The organism is Neobacillus kokaensis (assembly GCF_014656545.1).
Classification (GTDB): domain Bacteria; phylum Bacillota; class Bacilli; order Bacillales; family Cytobacillaceae; genus Neobacillus; species Neobacillus kokaensis.
In genome coordinates, this window is record NZ_BNDS01000005.1 from 190,295 (window position 1) to 208,591 (window position 18,297).

17 protein-coding genes and 4 tRNA genes are annotated in these 18,297 nt (G+C 40.0%); 5 read left to right on the forward strand and 16 right to left on the reverse strand.

The annotated features are described in order from the left end of the window. Window positions 1-143: 143 nt before the first annotated feature. Together IE222_RS08115 and IE222_RS08120 are read right to left on the reverse strand one after the other, a co-directional pair. Entirely contained in the window at window positions 144-920 is a 777-nt protein-coding gene (locus IE222_RS08115; protein ID WP_191271570.1) for an ABC transporter permease, read from the reverse strand. Next, window positions 917-1,879: an ATP-binding cassette domain-containing protein gene (locus IE222_RS08120; RefSeq protein ID WP_191271695.1), complete on the reverse strand. Its 963-nt coding sequence runs from the start codon at window positions 1,877-1,879 to the stop codon at window positions 917-919. The genes IE222_RS08115 and IE222_RS08120 overlap by 4 nt, the downstream gene beginning before the upstream one ends. A gap of 628 nt (window positions 1,880-2,507) precedes the next feature. Here IE222_RS08120 and IE222_RS08125 point away from each other — a divergent pair. The 4 genes from IE222_RS08125 (at window position 2,508) to IE222_RS08140 (ending at window position 5,459) form a co-directional block, all read left to right on the forward strand. Then, on the forward strand, window positions 2,508-2,948 hold the full coding sequence (locus tag IE222_RS08125) for an SRPBCC family protein (protein ID WP_191271572.1): 441 nt from the start codon (window positions 2,508-2,510) through the stop codon (window positions 2,946-2,948). Window positions 2,949-3,436: 488 nt separating this feature from the next. Beyond that, window positions 3,437-4,666 carry a selenium metabolism membrane protein YedE/FdhT gene (gene yedE, locus IE222_RS08130; RefSeq protein ID WP_191271574.1) on the forward strand — a complete coding sequence of 410 codons (1,230 nt, stop codon included), beginning with the start codon at window positions 3,437-3,439 and terminating at the stop codon, window positions 4,664-4,666. 69 nt (window positions 4,667-4,735) lie between these two features. After that, the gene (locus IE222_RS08135; protein WP_223282629.1) at window positions 4,736-4,915 is read left to right on the forward strand and encodes a sulfurtransferase TusA family protein; all 180 of its coding nucleotides are present in this window, start codon (window positions 4,736-4,738) and stop codon (window positions 4,913-4,915) included. A 205-nt stretch (window positions 4,916-5,120) separates the two neighbouring features. Further along, the gene (locus IE222_RS08140; RefSeq protein WP_191271578.1) at window positions 5,121-5,459 is read left to right on the forward strand and encodes a DsrE family protein; all 339 of its coding nucleotides are present in this window, start codon (window positions 5,121-5,123) and stop codon (window positions 5,457-5,459) included. A gap of 200 nt (window positions 5,460-5,659) precedes the next feature. Here the strand turns inward: IE222_RS08140 and IE222_RS08145 are convergent, their stop codons facing one another. Beyond that, window positions 5,660-6,631, reverse strand: a complete 972-nt coding sequence (locus IE222_RS08145; RefSeq protein ID WP_191271580.1) for a quinone oxidoreductase family protein — start codon at window positions 6,629-6,631, stop codon at window positions 5,660-5,662. A 323-nt stretch (window positions 6,632-6,954) separates the two neighbouring features. On the opposite strand from IE222_RS08145, the gene rluF reads away from it, so the two are divergent. Next, the gene (gene rluF / locus IE222_RS08150) at window positions 6,955-7,662 is read left to right on the forward strand and encodes a 23S rRNA pseudouridine(2604) synthase RluF (RefSeq protein ID WP_191271582.1); all 708 of its coding nucleotides are present in this window, start codon (window positions 6,955-6,957) and stop codon (window positions 7,660-7,662) included. A gap of 197 nt (window positions 7,663-7,859) precedes the next feature. On the opposite strand, the gene rlmH is transcribed toward rluF, so the two are convergent. The 13 genes from rlmH to IE222_RS08215 form a co-directional block, all read right to left on the reverse strand. Beyond that, window positions 7,860-8,339, reverse strand: coding sequence for a 23S rRNA (pseudouridine(1915)-N(3))-methyltransferase RlmH (rlmH, locus tag IE222_RS08155; RefSeq protein WP_191271584.1), 480 nt, complete (start codon window positions 8,337-8,339; stop codon window positions 7,860-7,862). Window positions 8,340-8,440: 101 nt separating this feature from the next. Next, complete coding sequence (locus IE222_RS08160) at window positions 8,441-8,599, reverse strand: CxxH/CxxC protein (RefSeq protein WP_191271586.1); 159 nt, start codon at window positions 8,597-8,599, stop codon at window positions 8,441-8,443. A gap of 129 nt (window positions 8,600-8,728) precedes the next feature. After that, complete coding sequence (locus IE222_RS08165) at window positions 8,729-9,949, reverse strand: S1C family serine protease (RefSeq protein WP_191271588.1); 1,221 nt, start codon at window positions 9,947-9,949, stop codon at window positions 8,729-8,731. A 174-nt stretch (window positions 9,950-10,123) separates the two neighbouring features. Further along, window positions 10,124-10,918, reverse strand: a complete 795-nt coding sequence (yycJ, locus tag IE222_RS08170) for an exodeoxyribonuclease YycJ (protein WP_191271590.1) — start codon at window positions 10,916-10,918, stop codon at window positions 10,124-10,126. Window positions 10,919-10,923: 5 nt separating this feature from the next. After that, window positions 10,924-11,721: a two-component system regulatory protein YycI gene (locus tag IE222_RS08175; RefSeq protein ID WP_191271592.1), complete on the reverse strand. Its 798-nt coding sequence runs from the start codon at window positions 11,719-11,721 to the stop codon at window positions 10,924-10,926. Next, window positions 11,708-13,030: a YycH family regulatory protein gene (locus tag IE222_RS08180; protein WP_191271594.1), complete on the reverse strand. Its 1,323-nt coding sequence runs from the start codon at window positions 13,028-13,030 to the stop codon at window positions 11,708-11,710. Before IE222_RS08180 ends, IE222_RS08175 begins: the two co-directional genes overlap by 14 nt. Continuing rightward, the gene (gene walK / locus IE222_RS08185; protein WP_191271596.1) at window positions 13,027-14,847 is read right to left on the reverse strand and encodes a cell wall metabolism sensor histidine kinase WalK; all 1,821 of its coding nucleotides are present in this window, start codon (window positions 14,845-14,847) and stop codon (window positions 13,027-13,029) included. Before walK ends, IE222_RS08180 begins: the two co-directional genes overlap by 4 nt. Before the next feature lie 6 nt (window positions 14,848-14,853). Next, entirely contained in the window at window positions 14,854-15,564 is a 711-nt protein-coding gene (yycF, locus tag IE222_RS08190; protein ID WP_191271598.1) for a response regulator YycF, read from the reverse strand. A gap of 177 nt (window positions 15,565-15,741) precedes the next feature. Then, complete coding sequence (locus tag IE222_RS08195) at window positions 15,742-17,175, reverse strand: peptidoglycan DD-metalloendopeptidase family protein (RefSeq protein ID WP_191271600.1); 1,434 nt, start codon at window positions 17,173-17,175, stop codon at window positions 15,742-15,744. A 387-nt stretch (window positions 17,176-17,562) separates the two neighbouring features. After that, window positions 17,563-17,635, reverse strand: a tRNA-Phe gene (locus IE222_RS08200). Between the two features lie 77 nt (window positions 17,636-17,712). Then, window positions 17,713-17,789 (reverse strand) — tRNA-Asp (locus IE222_RS08205). Window positions 17,790-17,861: 72 nt separating this feature from the next. Continuing rightward, window positions 17,862-17,933, reverse strand: a tRNA-Glu gene (locus IE222_RS08210). A gap of 12 nt (window positions 17,934-17,945) precedes the next feature. Next, window positions 17,946-18,021: transfer RNA gene (locus IE222_RS08215), tRNA-Lys, on the reverse strand. Between the last annotated feature and the right edge of the window lie 276 nt (window positions 18,022-18,297).

Genomic DNA, 18,297 nt, shown 5'->3' on the forward strand with positions numbered 1-18,297 from the left:
AGAGATTGCTGTTTGTTAGTCTTTTTGTTTCTTTCCAATGATTATATTTAACACATAAAAGATAAAGACAAGGTACCAGCTGTGCCTTGTCTTTTCCCCTTGTACTTACTTATGATAAGGTTTACCGTTATTCGCATAAAACTCTACCCTCTGCTCACAGCTTGGCGGGCACTAACAGCAGCAAAACTGATGGTAGCGACACAGAGTAAAATAATGACAATAAAAGCCTTCCAAATATCACTTTCACCCCAGCCATTGATCATCACTGCACGCATACCTTCAAAGACATAGGTCGTTGGATTGATTACCGCGGCTGCTTTAAGCCAACCTGCTTCAATGAGATCATACGGGACAAATGTTGTGCTCAGGAATATAAGCGGGAAGAAGATAAATGTTCCTGCCTGGGCAGCTTGAGCATTTTTCGTTCGAAGAGCAAAACCAACGGAATAGCCCGCAAAAGCCAGACCCCATCCCACTGCGAGAAGAAGGACAACGACAACTCCTGAGAAGCCTGTTACCACTTTTAGACCCATTATAAATCCAATGAGCATTATGAGAATCGTTTGAACAAGAAGTTGAAGCATCCCTGCAATAATTGGACCCAAAACAATGGTAAGACGTGATGCGGGGGTCAACAAAAGTCTAGAAAAATAGCCGTTTTCCAAATCTGTAATAAGAGACTGTCCTGCACCTCCTGCACCTCCAATGGCCCCAGAAACAATGGATACAGGTAATATAAACGCTAAATAACTAGCACCACCAAATGCCGGGAGCTTTGCAATCCCACTTAGTCCAGCTTGATAGACAAATAGAAAGAAGAGACTAATCACCATATTTGGAATGAAGGCGAAAGGGTTCCGAATTGTATTCAATAAACTCCTTTTTGTGAAAAGCAACGTGTGCTTTACAAATATCTTCATGCATAAGACTCCTCTCTCTTTAATTTTTCAGTTTGAATGGAATGACCAGTCAAATTTAAAAAGACATCATCTAAAGAAGGAGGAGATACGTTCAGGGTAGTAGGAGTGATGGACTCCTGATCTAACAATCGAATAATTTCTGGCAATTTAGCTGTCCCTTTCTCCACAAACAACCTGAGATCTGGCCCTGTATGTTTCTCGTCACCTGCTAATCGTGCGAGCAATGCTGATGCACGCATAGCTTCCTCTTCCGTTGTGAAGACTAGATCAATGACATCTTTACCAATAGATGCTTTTAAGTTCTCTTGGGTGCCCGATGCAACAATTTTCCCCTCGTTGATAATCGAAATACGATCTGCCAATTCATCCGCTTCCTCAAGATATTGGGTTGTCAAAAAAATCGTCGTGCCTTTTTCTTTATTTAGAGAACGGATTTCTTCCCAGATGAGTTTTCGGTTATATGGATCAAGCCCTGTCGTAGGTTCATCTAAAAATAAAACCTTCGGGCGTTGAACAAGGGTTAATGCTAAGTCTAGACGTCTACGCATCCCACCTGAATACTTACCACATTTTCTATGGGCATCTTCAGTTAAACCTACAAGCTCTAATAATTCGTCCGCTCTCTTCCTCGCCATGCTCGACTGAAAGCCAAACAATTTCCCCTGAATCTCCAGGAGCTCACGAGCAGTCAGCTGAGGGTCAATTCCTGTCTCTTGTAGAGCCACTCCAATCACACGCCGTATTTGTTCCGGCTCATTCATGACATCGAAGCCCGCAATTTCAGCTCTGCCCGATGTGGGTTTTAATAAGGTAGTGATCATTTGTATAGTAGTTGATTTACCGGCGCCATTTGGTCCGAGGAAAGAAAAAAACTCACCCTCTTCCACATCGAATGAGACCCCTTTTACGGCTTGCACATTTCCTTTAAAGGTTTTAACCAGGTTCTCTACATGAATCATTGGTTTCAATCTAATCACTCCTCGTATAATGAATATCAGGCTAGCCTCTTTACATCTGAAGGGATTGTTGTGTAACTTATTTATTTATATATACCAGTCAGTTAATTTATCATAAAAAAATATGACTTTTGAAAAATAAATAGGGCTTATATTAGTAACTCCAGATAAAAAAAACAGTAGCTGAACATAGCAGCTACTAAAAACCTTCTAGATCTCATCATCCATTCATTTTGGAGAGAACCATATGAAAATTAGTGAGGCTGTTCAACTTTTAAATGAGTCAACATACAAGTCTATAGAATCCACACCTACTAACAAATCTTATGAGGATATAAAAACCACTCTGTATCAAGCACTCATTGAAATAACACTCAAGAGGCAAACAACATTATTGAAAATAATTTTTTAGGTGATTGAAACGCCAAATAAACTAATTCTTAATTTTTTTGACTATAAATTAAAGGGAATTGGCCAGTTTACCCCCGAGGTAACATATTGATTTTTGGAACAGTACCTGTCACGTCCCGAATCGGATAAGAGCTTATAAAAGGAGGGACAAATCTCCCTTTAATGAAAGACACATATAAATATATGAAGGTTTTTAATTAAAGGGAAAGAAGGAGAAGGAATGCCAAGCGGAATGCATCAAGTTGAAGTGGGTTTACCGATCAATAAGGTTTGGGATTTTGTTAAGAATATGGATAACTGGGCCCCGCTTATTCCCGGATATATTCAGCATCAGAAGTATACAAATCGTCAGTCCAGCTGGGAGTTTTATAGTAATATCGGATTCATTAAGAAAAAGATTAGTCTGATGGTCACCATTAAAGAATGGATGGAACCGACAAAGGTTACGTTTGCATTAAAAGGGATAAATGAGAAACTTTCAGGAGGAGGATACTTCCTGGCCGAAGCAATCGATGAAAATAAAACGAGAATAACCAGCTTCCTAGACATCACTGCCGGCGGTGCAATGGGACCGATAATTAATGCGGTTTTAAAATCTAATCTCCTTAAAGTAACAAAAGAAATGACTTCTGCAATTGCTGTAAAATTGGAGAAGCTTTAACACAGTGCCTGCACTCCCCGAATAGTGTTGATGATGTCGACAAAATGCAGGGAGTGACAGTGGCACTAATTTTTATTTCAATCTTTTTTGTATAATGAAGGGCAAATTTCCCCTTAGAATCCTGCAAAATGTCCCTCATCCCCTTTATGAAGGATAAAATCCCCTTCCAAATATAACAAAATATACTTCATCCACAATATTTAATAAGAAGGCAACAGAGCCCCGAACGAGTCTATACAAATGAACCCCCGTGTCCCAAGTATCCATTATTTCGATATTTATTAATCAATCTTATCGATAATTCGTATTGCGTCTTAGCCAAACTTACCGTTATATTAGTGATTAAATGAAGCTCTCTGAATGCCCAGGATATCCCCGGGCATTTTTGTATGCATCTGCAATTTTGGACAATTTCATAGGGATGTTTCTCATGTATTAGCAACAAAGATGGGCACCATGGCCTTTGCAAAAAAGGAGGAGATACGTTAATGAATCTTTATCAGGAAATTTTCAAAGAATACTGGAATCCCTACATCGCCGTTGGTATGGCTGGTCTTGCCAGTGCATTGTACTTTGGAATCACGGGTACAGTTTGGGCGGTAACCGGTGAATTTACCAGGTTGGGCGGACACATCCTCGGATGGTTCGGGGTTGATGTGTCACAATGGGCGTATTTTCAGCTTGTGGGCCTTGAAGGGACACCTATCAGCAGGACCGATGGCTGGATAGTCATTGGAATGCTGGCTGGCGCACTGATTACGATTTTACTTAGCAGCAGTTTTAAGATCCGCGTGCCGAAGCAAAAGCGGCGTTTGATCCAAGGATTTATTGGCGGCATTATCGCCGGATTTGGTGCACGTCTTGCCCTCGGGTGCAACCTGGCTGCCTTTTTCACGGGTGTACCGCAGTTCTCGTTCCACTCTTGGATCTTTATGGTGACCACTGCCATCGGAACATACTTTGGTGTTAAGGTCGTGAATACTAAATGGTGGCGGGGAAAACCGAAGTTGATGAAGGGCCCGATGAACCCAGTTGTCACCCAGAATGTCGAAAAAAGAAATATTCAACCTATCATAGGTCTCATTTTTGCCTGTTTGTACCTTGCTCTTGTTGTTTACTTTTTCGCGGCAGGAAAACCGATGCTTGCAGTTGCCTGTATAGCTGGAGCACTTTTTGGAATTCTTATTGAACGCGGGCAAATTTGTTTCACTTCCGCTTTCCGTGATTTATGGATCAGCGGCCGTGCCGTCATGTCTAAGGCGATTTCCGTTGGGATGCTGATCAGTGTTGTGGTAACATTTTTCTATATTCAAAACGGCGCTGCTTCTATTATCAAAGTGGCTGCACCAAGCACGGTCATTGGCGGTCTTCTTTTCGGGTTTGGTATTGTACTTGCCGGCGGCTGTGAGACTGGCATGATGTATCGGGCAATGGAAGGTCAATTATTATTCTGGGTAGTCGGTGCAGGCAATATCGTCGGTGCTACAGCTCTCGCCTATGGCTGGGATCATCTCGGCATCTATCATGCCCTGGTAGAAAATTGGTCGAAAGTAAACTTAATAGAACAATGGGGACCTATGGGAGCACTATTTGGAACGATAGCTATGCTTGCCGCTTGGTTCTTATTATCAAATTGGTGGGGAAAACACTTCCGTTATGGAACGGGAATCAAACATCAAAAAATAGAATCCATTTCTCACGTTACAAAGGAGGTATAAGGTATGTCCCAAGTAATGGATGTCAACTACACTTTAGACATTCGCGGCGAGCCATGACCCTACCCCGTCATTTATGCGCTGGATGCGCTAAAAAACATGAAAATTGGGGAAGTCTTACAGGTCATAGCGGATTGCCCACAATCCTTCCGAAGTGTTCCGGAAGAAGCCATCAAACATGGCTACCAGCTCCTGACTGAACCGAAAAAGGTCGGGCAGGATATCTATTTTTATATTAAAGTAGTAAAATAGCAGACTGTTTACTGTCAGGAAAAAGCGGCTCCTTCCTTAAAAAAAGTACCCTATAAGATAGACATAAAAAGTCTTACCTAGGGTACTTTATTGTATATAATGCGGATATATCCATGATATGACGCAATACACCGATATTAAAAAAGCGCCTGATTCATAATTCAAATATGGTAACATAGATAATTAAATCAGTGAGGTGGAGAAATTGAAAAATAAAGTAATTTTACTTGCTTCAGATCAGCTTGGCAAAGGAGAGCCAGAACTAGGCGAAGGGATATTAGAAACTTTCTTTACTATTCTTAAGCAAAAGGAAGAACTGCCTGTGGCTGTTTTTTGCATGAACCGCGGTGTGTTTACATTGACGGAAAACTCACTTGTTTCTCTCCAATTAAAAGAACTGGAAGAAAAGGGTACAGACGTACTTGCTTGTAAAACATGTGTTGATTTTTATGAGCTAAATGATAAGCTTGCAGCTGGGAAAATCAGCGGAATGGCCCAATTTATTGAGTTAGCCTCAAAATATGAAGTAATTACATTATCTTAACTTTGAAGAGTTATTCCTTAAGGTAATACATCAGCAATAAATTTAACCATAGAAAAACTGCACCTACAATTAATTAGATAGCTCCAAAATTGAGGTGCAGTTCATTACCGTTGATATTATTCATATAGTTTATGCTAAAACTACATTTTAAAATCCTAAATGGCATATAACAATTATGGTTGTCCTTTAACAAAGCTTTTTTATATCTTAAAAACAACCTTACCCACCGCTTTACGTGAAGTCAGTCTTTCAAAAGCTGCTTCAAATTCTTCCAGTGAGAACGTTGAATCTATTGTTGGCCGAATATCAACTTGCTTAGCCAACTTGAAAAGCTGTTCTAAAGTCTCACTGACAGCTTCATTAGAGTATTCCCAAAGATTAAAACCTGTCAAAGTTGCTTGTTTGATAACAAGGTTAATAAGATTAATGTTTGCTTCATTTCCTGCAGAAAAACTAATTGATACAACCCGGCCATATGGTGCAGCTGAAAGAAGCAATTGATTCGTCATTTTCCCGCCAATTGTATCAAGTATAAGATCCGCTCCGTGGTCTTCAGTTATACGGTAGATACCTTCCTTAACGTTCTCCTTCGATAAATCAACAACACGATTTTCTGCAACATCTTTAATTTTTTCTGCCTTTTCTGTGGAGGAAACAATCGCAATTGGTTTTGCTCCAAGTGCTTTGGAAACTTGTATAGCACCATAACCAACAGATCCAGCCGCCCCAGGGACTGCAATCCATTCTCCAGCCTTTATCCTGCCCCTCCTTGTTAGAGCTAAGTAGGCAGTCAAATAAGAACTTGGGAAAGAAGCCCCTTCCTCAAAGCTAAAGTAATCTGGAAGCCTGAACAGATAGGACTCTGGAACGACAATATATTCTTGGTATGTTCCATCTTTCGCCCTGCCTAAATTGTCACCAAATATCATGACACGACTACCTTTTGGGAAAGTCGTCCCTGATTCAACAATACCCGCGCCTTCATTGCCCAGAACAAGCGGCAGTTCTTTCATGAATGGAGAACCCTCTGTAGCCATTTTAAGCGCAAAAGGATAAAGCGGAGCAGCATGAATTCGTACTAGTGCTTCACCCTGTTTAGGAACAGGGATATCTATATTTTCAATAGTAATGGTTCGATTTTCACCATATTCTTTTAAGACTAATGCTTTCATCTATAGAACCCCTTAAGTGTATTAATTTTTTTATCAAACGAAAATATCTTAGCATTTGTTATTTAGCATAACCAATAATTAAATACTCGAATACACCGGGGTCACTTACATACAAGATTTCCTTCCTTGGAATAACTATTCCGGCACTTGAAAATATGATTCTTTTCCAGCTGAATCAAATCCCCATGTACTAGCAACTGGGGTAATTGAGAAACTGCAAAAATTTTATCCCTTATATCTAAAAAAGAGTTTGTGATTCATCGTTAAAATAAAGTATAGTTAAGTATCAAACAAAACAATCCTCTGATTAAGGATGTGTCAACATGCGTATTAATAAATATATAAGCGAATCTGGTAAAGCATCTAGACGAGGTGCGGATAAATTAATTGCCGAGGGAAGAGTTACTATAAATGGTAAACGTGTTACAATAGGCAGCCAAGTTGAACCTGGGGATGACGTTCGAGTGGATGGAAATCCAATCCGAGTAGCAAGGAATAATGTCTATATTGCCTTAAATAAACCTGTAGGCATTACTAGTACAACAGAAAAAGGTGTAAAGGGGAATATTGTTGATTTGGTCAACCATCCATTAAGAATATTTAATATTGGACGCCTAGACAAAGATTCAGAGGGCTTAATACTTCTTACGAACGATGGCGACATTGTTAACGAAATCCTACGTTCTGAAAATAAGCATGAAAAGGAATATATCGTTTCAGTAGACAAGCCCATTACTCCTGAATTTTTGAAGAAGATGTCAGAGGGTGTCAAAATATTAGGTACAAAAACACTTCCTTGTAAAACAGTTCAATTATCAAAATATGATTTTCAAATCATTTTAACACAGGGGCTAAATCGCCAAATTCGCCGTATGTGCGCCGAATTAGGATACGAGGTTTACAGATTGCAAAGAACCCGAATCATGAATATTCATTTAGGCAACCTTCCACCTGGACAATGGAGAGATTTATCCAAGAAAGAGCGAACTCAATTATTTAGAGAATTAAACTATGAGCCAAAAGAATGGTAAAACTACGGAACATAAAGGTTAGGTAGAATTTATCATTGGATTAATGTCTAACTAAAGGGACAATCTAATTATTATTATATCTTAGTGCTTCTTTCCAAGAAAGAAGCACTAAGGAAGATATGCATACGGGGACCCATTCCCTTAGGAACCTCACTTACTTATGGTGCTGTTTGCGGAAATTAATAAAAAAACTGCCTCTATTTATGATAAGGTTCACCCCGATTAATCCTGTACGCCCGATAAATCTGCTCTACCAATATCAGCCGCATCAGCTGGTGGGGGAAGGTCATACGTGAAAACGACAGCCGCTCATTCGACCGCTGCAATACTTCGTCACTCAATCCCAATGATCCGCCAATCACGAAGGCAATTTTGCTTTTGCCGTACGTTGCAAGCTTATCTAGTGTATCGGCCAACTCCTCTGATGATTGCATTTTCCCTTCAATCGCAAGCGCAATCACATATGTATCCGCACTGATCTTCGCTAAAATCCGTTCGCCTTCTTTTTGCTTTACCTGAAGCATTTCCAACCCGCTTAATTCTTCTGGTGCCTTTTCATCAGCAACTTCAATGACTTCCACCTTGGCATAGGCAGACAATCTTTTTACATATTCCTCAATTCCTAATTTCAAGTATTTTTCCTTTAGTTTGCCAACTGTAATTATTGAGATATTCACAATCCACAGCCCTTTTCATTTTGATTACAAACAGGTTACAAACAAGATATCCACAGAAGTTATCCACATATGCACATTTTTTATCCACATCTTGTATGAAATCACTTGTTCGCCACAAGATATACTGCCCTATTTTGACAAAATTCGCAGCTTGTTGATAAGTTATCCACATCAATTTTCGTTAATACCGGAAATGTCTCATATTCATCCACAACTACATCTAATCCAAGTTCCACATGTTCCTCACAGCAATAAATCATTTTAACCTTCACCTTTCTTAAAAACAATTAATAATTCTATTTTAGACTACACGTACTATATCATACAGCCTTCATAAATAACATGAAAAAACAGGAAGGTGAATAGCTCACCTTCCTGTTTTCAACTATCTATTGCATTCGTTCACCGGTTAACGTTAATCTTGTCTCTTGCAGTTTTCCATTACGATAAAACTTTACCGTCATTTTCTCGCCAATTTTCTTATCCTGATACAAATGCTTGCGGAGATCAATGACGTCACTAATTTTCACACCATCCATTTCGATAATGACATCCAATTCCTGAAGTCCAGCATGCGATGCAGGTGAACCTGGAACTACCTGACGAATGGCTACTCCATGAGTCACATCCCGCGGAAGCTTCAGTGCTTCCTGCTGATAATAAGCAGGAATTTCATCAACCGATTTCAAGTCCACGCCCATATATGGACGCTTTACACTGCCGAATGTCTCAAGATCATGAATAATCGGCTTTGCAGAATTAATTGGAATCGATAAGCCAATTCCTTCAACTGCGTTCTGAGCAATTTTCATCGAATTGATGCCAATTACCTGACCAGCCATATTAATTAACGCACCGCCGCTGTTCCCCGGGTTAATCGCTGCATCCGTCTGAAGCACTTCCGACTGCCAGTCAACAACACCGTCTTGATTGATATCCACTGGGATTGTCCGTTCTAACCCGGATATTATCCCTTGTGTAACCGAACCAGAGAAGGTAGGACCTAGCGGGTTTCCAATGGCAATGACCGGTTCACCCACTTTTAAGCTGTCAGAATCGCCAAATTCAGCAGTCTTTTTGATTTTTGCCGCATCAATTTCAAGGACTGCTAGATCCGTCCATATATCGCTTCCTAATAGCTTAGCAGGAATCTTAGTCCCATTTGACATACTTACCTCAAGCCTTGTAGCACCTTCCACTACATGGTGGTTTGTCACTACAAAGGCCTTGCCGCCAGCCTTCCGATAAATCACTCCAGAGCCAGTTCCCGCTGTTTCATCCATATTGTTATTATCCGTCCAAAAACTTGTGGACTGAATATTGTTAATTCCTACGACCGCATCAGCCGTTTTATTAATGGCTTTTGTTGTATCCGTCTTTACATCATAGGAAACCTGCTGATGGATCACATTTTCGCCACCGCTCGTATCAGTACTTTCCGCTGCTCTTTGATCCGATTGCAATATCCCTCTTTCCGTCAGCGAAGGGACCAGAATAATAACTAAAATTGCCCCGAGAATGACACCAACCAAACCAGCAAAGAATATGCCGCCTCGATTTCCTTTCTGCCCCTGGTATCGATTTGGTGAATGATCATCATAATAACCCAATTCTACACCATTCCTCTCTTTCGAAATGATTGCTATATATATTTTGGCTTATAATTACAATTATACTCTACTAACGGAAATTTACTAAAAAATTGCATCTGTTAGAAACAAACTTTACGATTTTGGACACACAAAAAAGGGTACCTACTGAGAAGTACCCTCATTTTTAAATATTTAAACCGCGGTTAAAATGGTTGGTGTTTTCGGATCGGTATCGTAAAGCCCAATTTGTTCCCCGACAATCACTCCGCAGCCTTCCAATGTTTGGCTTACCGACATTCTTGCTAAGTCCTTCATATTATTATCCTGGCTTAAATGAGCGAGGTACACTCTTTTTGTCCGGTCGCCAATTACTTCGCTCATAGCAAGTGCTGCGTCCTCATTTGAAACATGTCCGAGATCACTTAAGATGCGCCGTTTAATATTCCATGGATAGCGCCCCATCCGCAGCATTTGAACATCATGATTGGACTCAAATACGTAGACATCTGCATTCGAGATAATCCCCTTCATCCGGTCGCTGACATATCCTGTATCGGTAATCAACACCAGCTTCTTATCGGAATGATGGAAGGTATAAAACATTGGTTCCGCTGCATCATGGGAAACCCCAAATGATTCGATATCCACTGAACCAAAGCTTTTTACCGTTTCCATGCCAAAGACAAACTTTTGCTCAGTTGGTATGACACCAACTAAATTGTCCATCGCCTGCCATGTTTTTTCGTTCGCATATACAGGCAAATGATATTTACGTGCCAGGATTCCAACCCCCTTTATATGGTCACTATGTTCATGGGTCACAAAGATACCGGAAAGCTTACTCGGGTCACGGTCAATTTGCTGAAATAATGCTTCCATCTGCTTACCGCTAAAACCCGCATCCACCAAGAAGGAGTGTTCATCAGACTCTACATATAGAGCGTTCCCCGTACTCCCGCTTGCTAAGATGCTATATCGCAAAGACATACTACTCACTCCACACTCTTTTTTTCATCATTTTTAAAATCAATAATCTGACCTTCAAAGGCATTGACAAACAAACTCTCCTTGTCATTAACCTCAAAGCGCCAGGTAGGTGCTAACACTTGGGATGCTGCTAATTGTACGAGTGTCGAATAGCCTAGTTCAACCTTGGTAATCGTGCTCTTCGGCTTCAGTACTCCCTTTTGATGCAATGTTTCAATCGCTTTTATCGGACGGAGAATTTCCTCTTTCTCCGTCAATTCTTCCATTCCTTCTAAATAGCTTTGCTGATACGAAACAATCTGGTTTTTCTCGTTATAATGGAAAGTGATCATCCCATTTATATTTTGATATAACGGGAAGGTTTCATATTGTTGAAAGTAAGTAATCGTTCTTAACTCGTCATTTTTCTTCCAAAATTGATATTGGTCCCCATATATCACATTATTCTTTAAAAAATCAGCAAGCTCCGCAGGTTCAAACTTCCCACTTAACTTAAGCGGCTTCTCCAGAGTTATCATCAGAGAGCTGCTAGGCTCCGTAAATGATGCCTTTTGCCCTTTAAGCTTAGCCATATCTTCCTGCGTAAAGATTTTTGGCTTTGCACTAAGGTATTGTGCCTTGATTAACGTTTTTGGCAGTTCCCCATAGGTAATTTCATCTGCCTTCAGCTTTTCTTCAAAGGAGGCTTCGGTATTCACCTCATATTTATTGGCATCACGGATTTTCATGAATTGGAATAAAAGGTAGACATCTAAAATGAGAAAGGTGATGATAAAAATTGTTTTAATTTTACTCCAATCCATGAACTGGCCCTCCTAGTTCTTCAGACGTAATAATTCCCCATCTATTATCATAGCGATAATACCAGGCAGGCTCTAAGAGGATCAGCTGGCTCTCTTCTGTATCACGTTCCATCCGGTAGCCTAATACCATTTGTTCAAGAAGCTCAGGGTTAAAATTCTTTTTGTTTTGTAAAAATTCCAATGCCTTATATCCTGATGGCTGGACTACGCTTTTGGCCTCTGTATTCAACGGCAGTTCTAGAGCAATATTAGGGCGAATATATCTATTTATTTTATTGCCGCCCCATACCTCATAAATTTCTGACATCCCTAAATCATTAAATACTGGGTAACCATCTCTGCTATACAGCCGAAAGGTTACAGAGCGTTTATATTCATCCTTTTCAACATATCGATACTGGTCTGTCCATCCGCCATGTTCATTAACAAAATCGATGCTGCGCTTCACTAAATCATAGGACTTCTCCGAATAATTATCCTCTGCTGTCGGATTCACATAAGATAACATATTTTTATCGTAATTAACTGTCATTTTGCTAGAAACGTTTGTATATTCTTCCCCGTTCGTCAGCACACTTTTTTGGACAAAGCTTGGGTCATCAAAAAGCGCTTCTTTAAATTCCTCCGAATCAAGTGTAACAGGCAAATATTTATACGTTATCATCTCTGTGGGATTCTCTTGTAGGAAAATCGTCCGCTTACTTGTTGCCTTATAAGCAAAATAACGAGGATATTCATTGCCTTTTTTAAAAAAATCACGGTTGAACGCGGTTAAATTTGCTGGTGAAATATGGGCAACAAATACCTTTTGATTTTGCGAAGAGACAAAATAGACAATCCCGTTTTCCTTTCCGGAATGCTCAACATTTATCACGATTCGGTCAAAGTTAAAGGATGGTATTTTTCTTCCCTCAATGTTGACCACGCTCCGGTATAATTCAATCGGAATATCTCCTGGAAAAATAATTTCAGCATTGCCGGATCCATGAACCAACTCATTATAGTTTTCCACTTTATCTGAGTAGTTTTTTAAATCAAAAATGGACCATTTACTTATTCCTTTAACAATTTTCTCTAATTCCACGCTATTATTTGTTCCATAATGTTTGCCGTTTATATGGAACAGCACCCGATCTGGGCGGATAATTTTTTGCACTTCCTGCTTTTCACTTAATGTGACTTCTCTAAGGGTATTATTACTTTCAATGGTTTCATAATCAGGCTGATATGTCCAAAGATTCCAGGTTAACAAAACACTGACTAAAACTAAGATAGTTAAAATAACAGATTTTATCGTTTCATATCTCATGACCATTCATCCTCTTCAGTACGATCAAATGGCAGCGAGAAAGAAATAGTTGTTCCTTTGCCTTCCCTGCTAGTTGCCCAAATATTGCCGCCATGACATTTCACCATTTCTTTTGCAATGGCAAGTCCTAGTCCTGTACCGCCTAATTTGCGAGTTCTTGCTTTATCCACACGATAAAAACGATCAAATATTTTTCCAATGCTCTCTTTTGGAATCCCCACGCCTTCATCAGAAACACTAACAATAATTTTGTCACCCTTTTCCTTAATAGAGAAGGTAACCTGTCCGCCTTCTGGTGAGTACTTTAAAGCGTTCGAGATAATATTGTATAAAACCTGTGTCATCTTATCTTCATCAATTTCAACAAAAATAGCGCGATCTGGCAGCTTTCGCTTGAAGGTTACATTTTGCTGTTTTGACATCTCCAATCGTTCTATAATACGTTCAAAGAAAACAACAAAGTTCACCCATTCCTTATTCAGCTTATAATCTGTACTATCCATTTTTGATAACTGCAATAAGTCATTTACAAGGCGGATCATTCTTTCCGTCTCTGTCCTCGTCACTTCTAAAAAGTTCGGGGCAATTTCTTTATCCTGCCAGGCTCCATCTGCCAGTGCCTCAAGATAACTCCGCATGGTTGTCAGCGGCGTCCTCAGCTCGTGGGAAACATTCGCAACAAACTCTCTTCTATCCGCATCAATTTTTTCCTGCTCGGTAATATCATGAAGAACCGTAATTAGGCCGTTAACAAAACCGGTTTCTTTTTGAATGATAGAAAAATTGGCACGAAGGATATACGGTTCGGATTTCGTACTATAATCTAAAATTAAGGAATCATTTTCTTCCAGCAAATCCTCAAATGTAATCGAATCATCCAAACCAAGCACTTTTTCAATTGGCTGGGAAAGTATTGTTTCACGTGAAACATCCAGCATCTCTGCTGCTGGTTCATTAATGAGGATAACACGACCTTTGCGGTCTGTAGCCAATACCCCGTCGGTCATATATGACAACACCGAGGATAGTTTGCGCCGCTCTCCCTCCGTCATTGCCTGGGCTTCCTGGAGCTTTTTCGTTAAATGGTTAAAGGTGCTGGCCAGAGTCCCAATTTCATCGTTGCCGTACACTTTAACCTTACGGGAAAAATTACCTTTCGCCATCGCGAGCGCCTGCTTTTGCATATCAGCCAGGGGCTTCGCAATCGTTTGGGCTAACAGGATCCCTAATACCGCCGTTATTGATAAGGCAATTGCTGTTCCGGTTGCAAAGATTCCATTAATGGTTTTCATTTGGGTAAAAACACTTTCAATCTTAGCTACCAGATAAATGGCGCCCAGCACCTTTTTTCCGGACTTAATCGGGGTGGAAAGGACCCATATTCGATGCCCCTTGTCAACTCGAATAACACTTTGGTCTTCTTCCAGTACCATTGATTGTTTAATCCTAAGCTCTGTTGTCCGCTGGCCGACGATCCCCTGATTGTTTTCATCAGATGTCCCTAAGAATCTCATCGACCGGCCATCAATAACACGGACTTCAGATATATCAACTGCTTCAAAGTCTTTCAAAGTTTTACGTATATCTTCTTCGAGTGTCGGGTCTTCAGGTGTTCTTTCCTTTTCCATTTCCTCCCGGATATTATAAGCCAACAAATTAACCCGTTCCTTGATGGACGTTTGAAAATTTGTCCTTAACGTAGACTCAAGCTGTTTGACAAAATAAACGCCGATCACTTGCATAGCTACTAATATAAGGAGGACATAGATGATAACAAATTTAACGTGTATAGAGCGAAAGAAACCAACCTTTTTCACAAGTCATTACTCCTGTTCAGGATTTCGTAAATAATATCCCACCCCGCGTCTTGTTACAATCCATGCCGGATGGCTTGGGCTATCTTCAATTTTTTCCCTTAGGCGTCTTACCGTAACATCGACTGTACGGACATCACCGTAATAGTCATATCCCCATACCGTTTGCAGTAAATGCTCTCTTGTCATCACCTGGCCGATATGTTTTGCTAAATAGAACAGCAATTCAAATTCCCGGTGTGTCAGTTCGATTGTTTCGCCGCGTTTAGAAACAATATAGGCATCTGGATGAATCACGAGGGAGCCAATTGAAATTTCATTCGTATCATTTTCTTCTTCAGGCTGAGAAATGATTTGCTGGTGCCTGCGCAGATTTGCTTTCACCCGGGCAATCAACTCTCTCGTGCTAAATGGCTTTGTTACGTAATCATCAGCACCGAGCTCAAGACCTAATACTTTATCGATTTCAGAATCCTTAGCTGTCAGCATAATAATTGGCATTTCATATTTTTTTCGTATTTCACGGCATACCTCCATGCCATCCTTTACCGGCAGCATGATATCAAGAAGTACTAAATCAGGTTGAATGTCCTCTACTAAATCAAGTGCTTCATTTCCATCGTATGCGCAGTACACTACATAACCTTCTTTTCTAAGATTGAATTGTAAAATATCTGCAATTGGCTTTTCATCGTCCACTATAAGAATTTTCTTTTCCATATGATTACTCCTCTCCATTAACATGGAACTACGATCTATTTTACATACTGCAAAAAAGTCATAACTAATCTACTTTACTTTATCATTATTTCGCCTAAAATTCATCTATTACAAGTATTTTACAAAGGGGTACGCGGCTTGCAACAGGAAAAGCCTCCAGCATTCGCTGGAGACTTTTCATCTGTTTACGTATTTTAACGGATTGACTAAGCTGCCGTTTTTATATACTTCAAAATGTAAATGAACTCCTGTTGAATTTCCGGTTGACCCCATAATTCCAATACCTGTTCCTTTTGAAACGATTTGACCTGACCTTACCTTTAGAGAAGACATATGGCCGTATAATGTGCGAAAACCGTTTTGATGGTCAATGATAATCATATTTCCGTATCCGTTGCCCCATCCTGCCTTTACCACTACGCCATTATCGGCTGCTTTAATTGTTCTGTCGCTAGGTCTGGCGATATCAATTCCTTTATGCATTTTACCCCAGCGGTGACCCATTTGACTGGAAATATAGCCACCTACCGCCGGCCAAGCAAAACTGCCCTCGCCGCGGGAAGGAATCACTTTCGTCCCCTTTATCATGATTTGGTCTACTGGCTTCTTGAGAATGTGTTCACTCTCTTTTTCCCTTTTAGTCTCCGTTCCATTTTGTTCGGTAATCTTGTACGTTACAGCTTGTGAGCCCTCTTTGCCTTCTAGTTTCATTTTCGTTTGTCCCTTTGGCATAGCAGAATCTTCAACCGTCTTGGTAGCATAAGAAATAGCTTCTTTGCGATTCGCTTCTTTTTCTACGATTACCTCAATAAAAGGGGTAAGTGCCGTAACATTTACTTCCTGTCCGACTTTCAAAAGGGAATCACCCGATAATCCCGGATTTAATGCAAGCATATCTCCTAGCTTTAAATCATGACGATGAGCAATGGATTCAAGGGCATCGCCATCTTGAACCTTATACTTCTTTTCCTGTAATGTCCCTTTTTGCAAATAGGTAACGGCATCTTTAAGTGTCATAACTTTTTCAGGCTCAATATTTTGCTCTTCAATTGAAACATTTTTTGATAAACGAACGTCTAATATACGAGTTTCATTTTCCTTCAATGGGGGTAAAACAGAATCCATAGAGGCCTTTCTAGCTTCATGCTCTTCAAGCCCTTCAAGCTGCTCTTTAGAAACATAATGGAGCTTTAGATTTTTCAGGACCTCTTCGGCAGTTTCTTTGCTGTCTACATAAGTGACAGGCTTCCCGTCAATGACTATAGCGACAGCCTCCACCTTAATCTGAAATACATCCTTTAATGTTTCGTTTGTTCGTGGATTATTGGTTGTATTTTGAAAAACACGTTCCGGTATGTAATGTACCTTTGGTGCTGCCTTAACATGGAACTTACCAGCCTGCTTAGTTTTCTCAGCAATGATCTGGTTAACAATTTTTTTATTTGTAACATTTCCAGCGTATGTTCCATTTACATATACTTGATATGTAGTAGTTGTCTTAGGTGTATCTGCAAAGGCACTTGGACCATTACTAAAGGCAATTGCAGCGGCCGCCATCGTGGAGATGATGGTTGTCTTTAAAATGAACAATCTTTTATGTGAAAATAACATGATTTCCTCCTAAACACAAAAACCTCTTAAACTAGTACTTTTGGCTAGAATTTTAAACCCATTTTACTTTACCATAGATTTTTTTAAAAAATTGAAGAATCTCAATAATGTAACATAAATGTATAATTGCTGACATTTTCCTGCTTTTTGTGAAATATGCCAGTAAATTTTACCTATTATGTTTTTAGGATATACAGCCGCAAATACCTATTAAACCAAGGTTTACATTGGTACTAGTGTAGTAGTTTTAGATAACACAAATTAGGATAAAGTTAGCGGAGGATTTGTAAAAATATAGTTCTTTTTTTACAGATAAATTACAGGTATGATAGAGGGATTAGATGGAATGTAAAAAAGCTTGCAAATGGGTGCAAGCTTTTTCGTGGATGGCTCAGGACGGAATCGAACCGCCGACACAAGGATTTTCAGTCCTTTGCTCTACCGACTGAGCTACTGAGCCGTATTAAATTTGTACCCTACAAAATGATTAGCTGTAGTTTGTTACTATTCCCTAAAACCAACTTAATTATGTATAAGTGGCGGTCTGGACGGGACTCGAACCCGCGACCTCCTGCGTGACAGGCAGGCATTCTAACCAACTGAACTACCAGACCAATATTTATATTAATGGCTAGTCAGCAAGGAGACCGTCCTTGCCAGCCTCTTGCTGACCTGCCAAATGCCGATGACCCCTACGGGATTCGAACCCGTGTTACCGCCGTGAAAGGGCGGTGTCTTAACCGCTTGACCAAGGGGCCATTTTATAAAGGTGGTGAGCCATGAAGGACTCGAACCTTCGACCCTCTGATTAAAAGTCAGATGCTCTACCGACTGAGCTAATGGCTCGTACTTATTTATCGTGTTTGTGACGACGCTTTTTATAATAGCATGGTTATTATATTAAGTGCAATACTTTTTTTAATATATTTTTTGAAAAATTTTTTGAAGGATATTTTCTTAGATGATTTTAGTGATTTTGTCCTTCAATTAGCATATGGAATAAAAATCCACCAGTTTTTGCGAACCATTTGACCATAAGGAACATTCTATGGGACACTTCCTTTCGATTTTCTACCTGGTTTGTCCCTTAGAACCCGTCTATGGGACATTCCTTTCGATTTT

Coding starts and splice junctions, on each gene's coding strand:
- IE222_RS08115 (WP_191271570.1), bottom strand. CDS start 920: ATGAAGATATTTGTAAAGCACACGTTGCTTTTCACAAAAAGGAGTTTA.
- IE222_RS08120 (WP_191271695.1), bottom strand. CDS start 1,879: ATGATTCATGTAGAGAACCTGGTTAAAACCTTTAAAGGAAATGTGCAA.
- IE222_RS08125 (WP_191271572.1), top strand. CDS start 2,508: ATGCCAAGCGGAATGCATCAAGTTGAAGTGGGTTTACCGATCAATAAG.
- yedE (WP_191271574.1), top strand. CDS start 3,437: ATGAATCTTTATCAGGAAATTTTCAAAGAATACTGGAATCCCTACATC.
- IE222_RS08145 (WP_191271580.1), bottom strand. CDS start 6,631: ATGAAAGCATTAGTCTTAAAAGAATATGGTGAAAATCGAACCATTACT.
- rluF (WP_191271582.1), top strand. CDS start 6,955: ATGCGTATTAATAAATATATAAGCGAATCTGGTAAAGCATCTAGACGA.
- IE222_RS08160 (WP_191271586.1), bottom strand. CDS start 8,599: ATGATTTATTGCTGTGAGGAACATGTGGAACTTGGATTAGATGTAGTT.
- yycJ (WP_191271590.1), bottom strand. CDS start 10,918: ATGTCTTTGCGATATAGCATCTTAGCAAGCGGGAGTACGGGGAACGCT.
- IE222_RS08175 (WP_191271592.1), bottom strand. CDS start 11,721: ATGGATTGGAGTAAAATTAAAACAATTTTTATCATCACCTTTCTCATT.
- IE222_RS08180 (WP_191271594.1), bottom strand. CDS start 13,030: ATGAGATATGAAACGATAAAATCTGTTATTTTAACTATCTTAGTTTTA.
- yycF (WP_191271598.1), bottom strand. CDS start 15,564: ATGGAAAAGAAAATTCTTATAGTGGACGATGAAAAGCCAATTGCAGAT.
- IE222_RS08195 (WP_191271600.1), bottom strand. CDS start 17,175: ATGTTATTTTCACATAAAAGATTGTTCATTTTAAAGACAACCATCATC.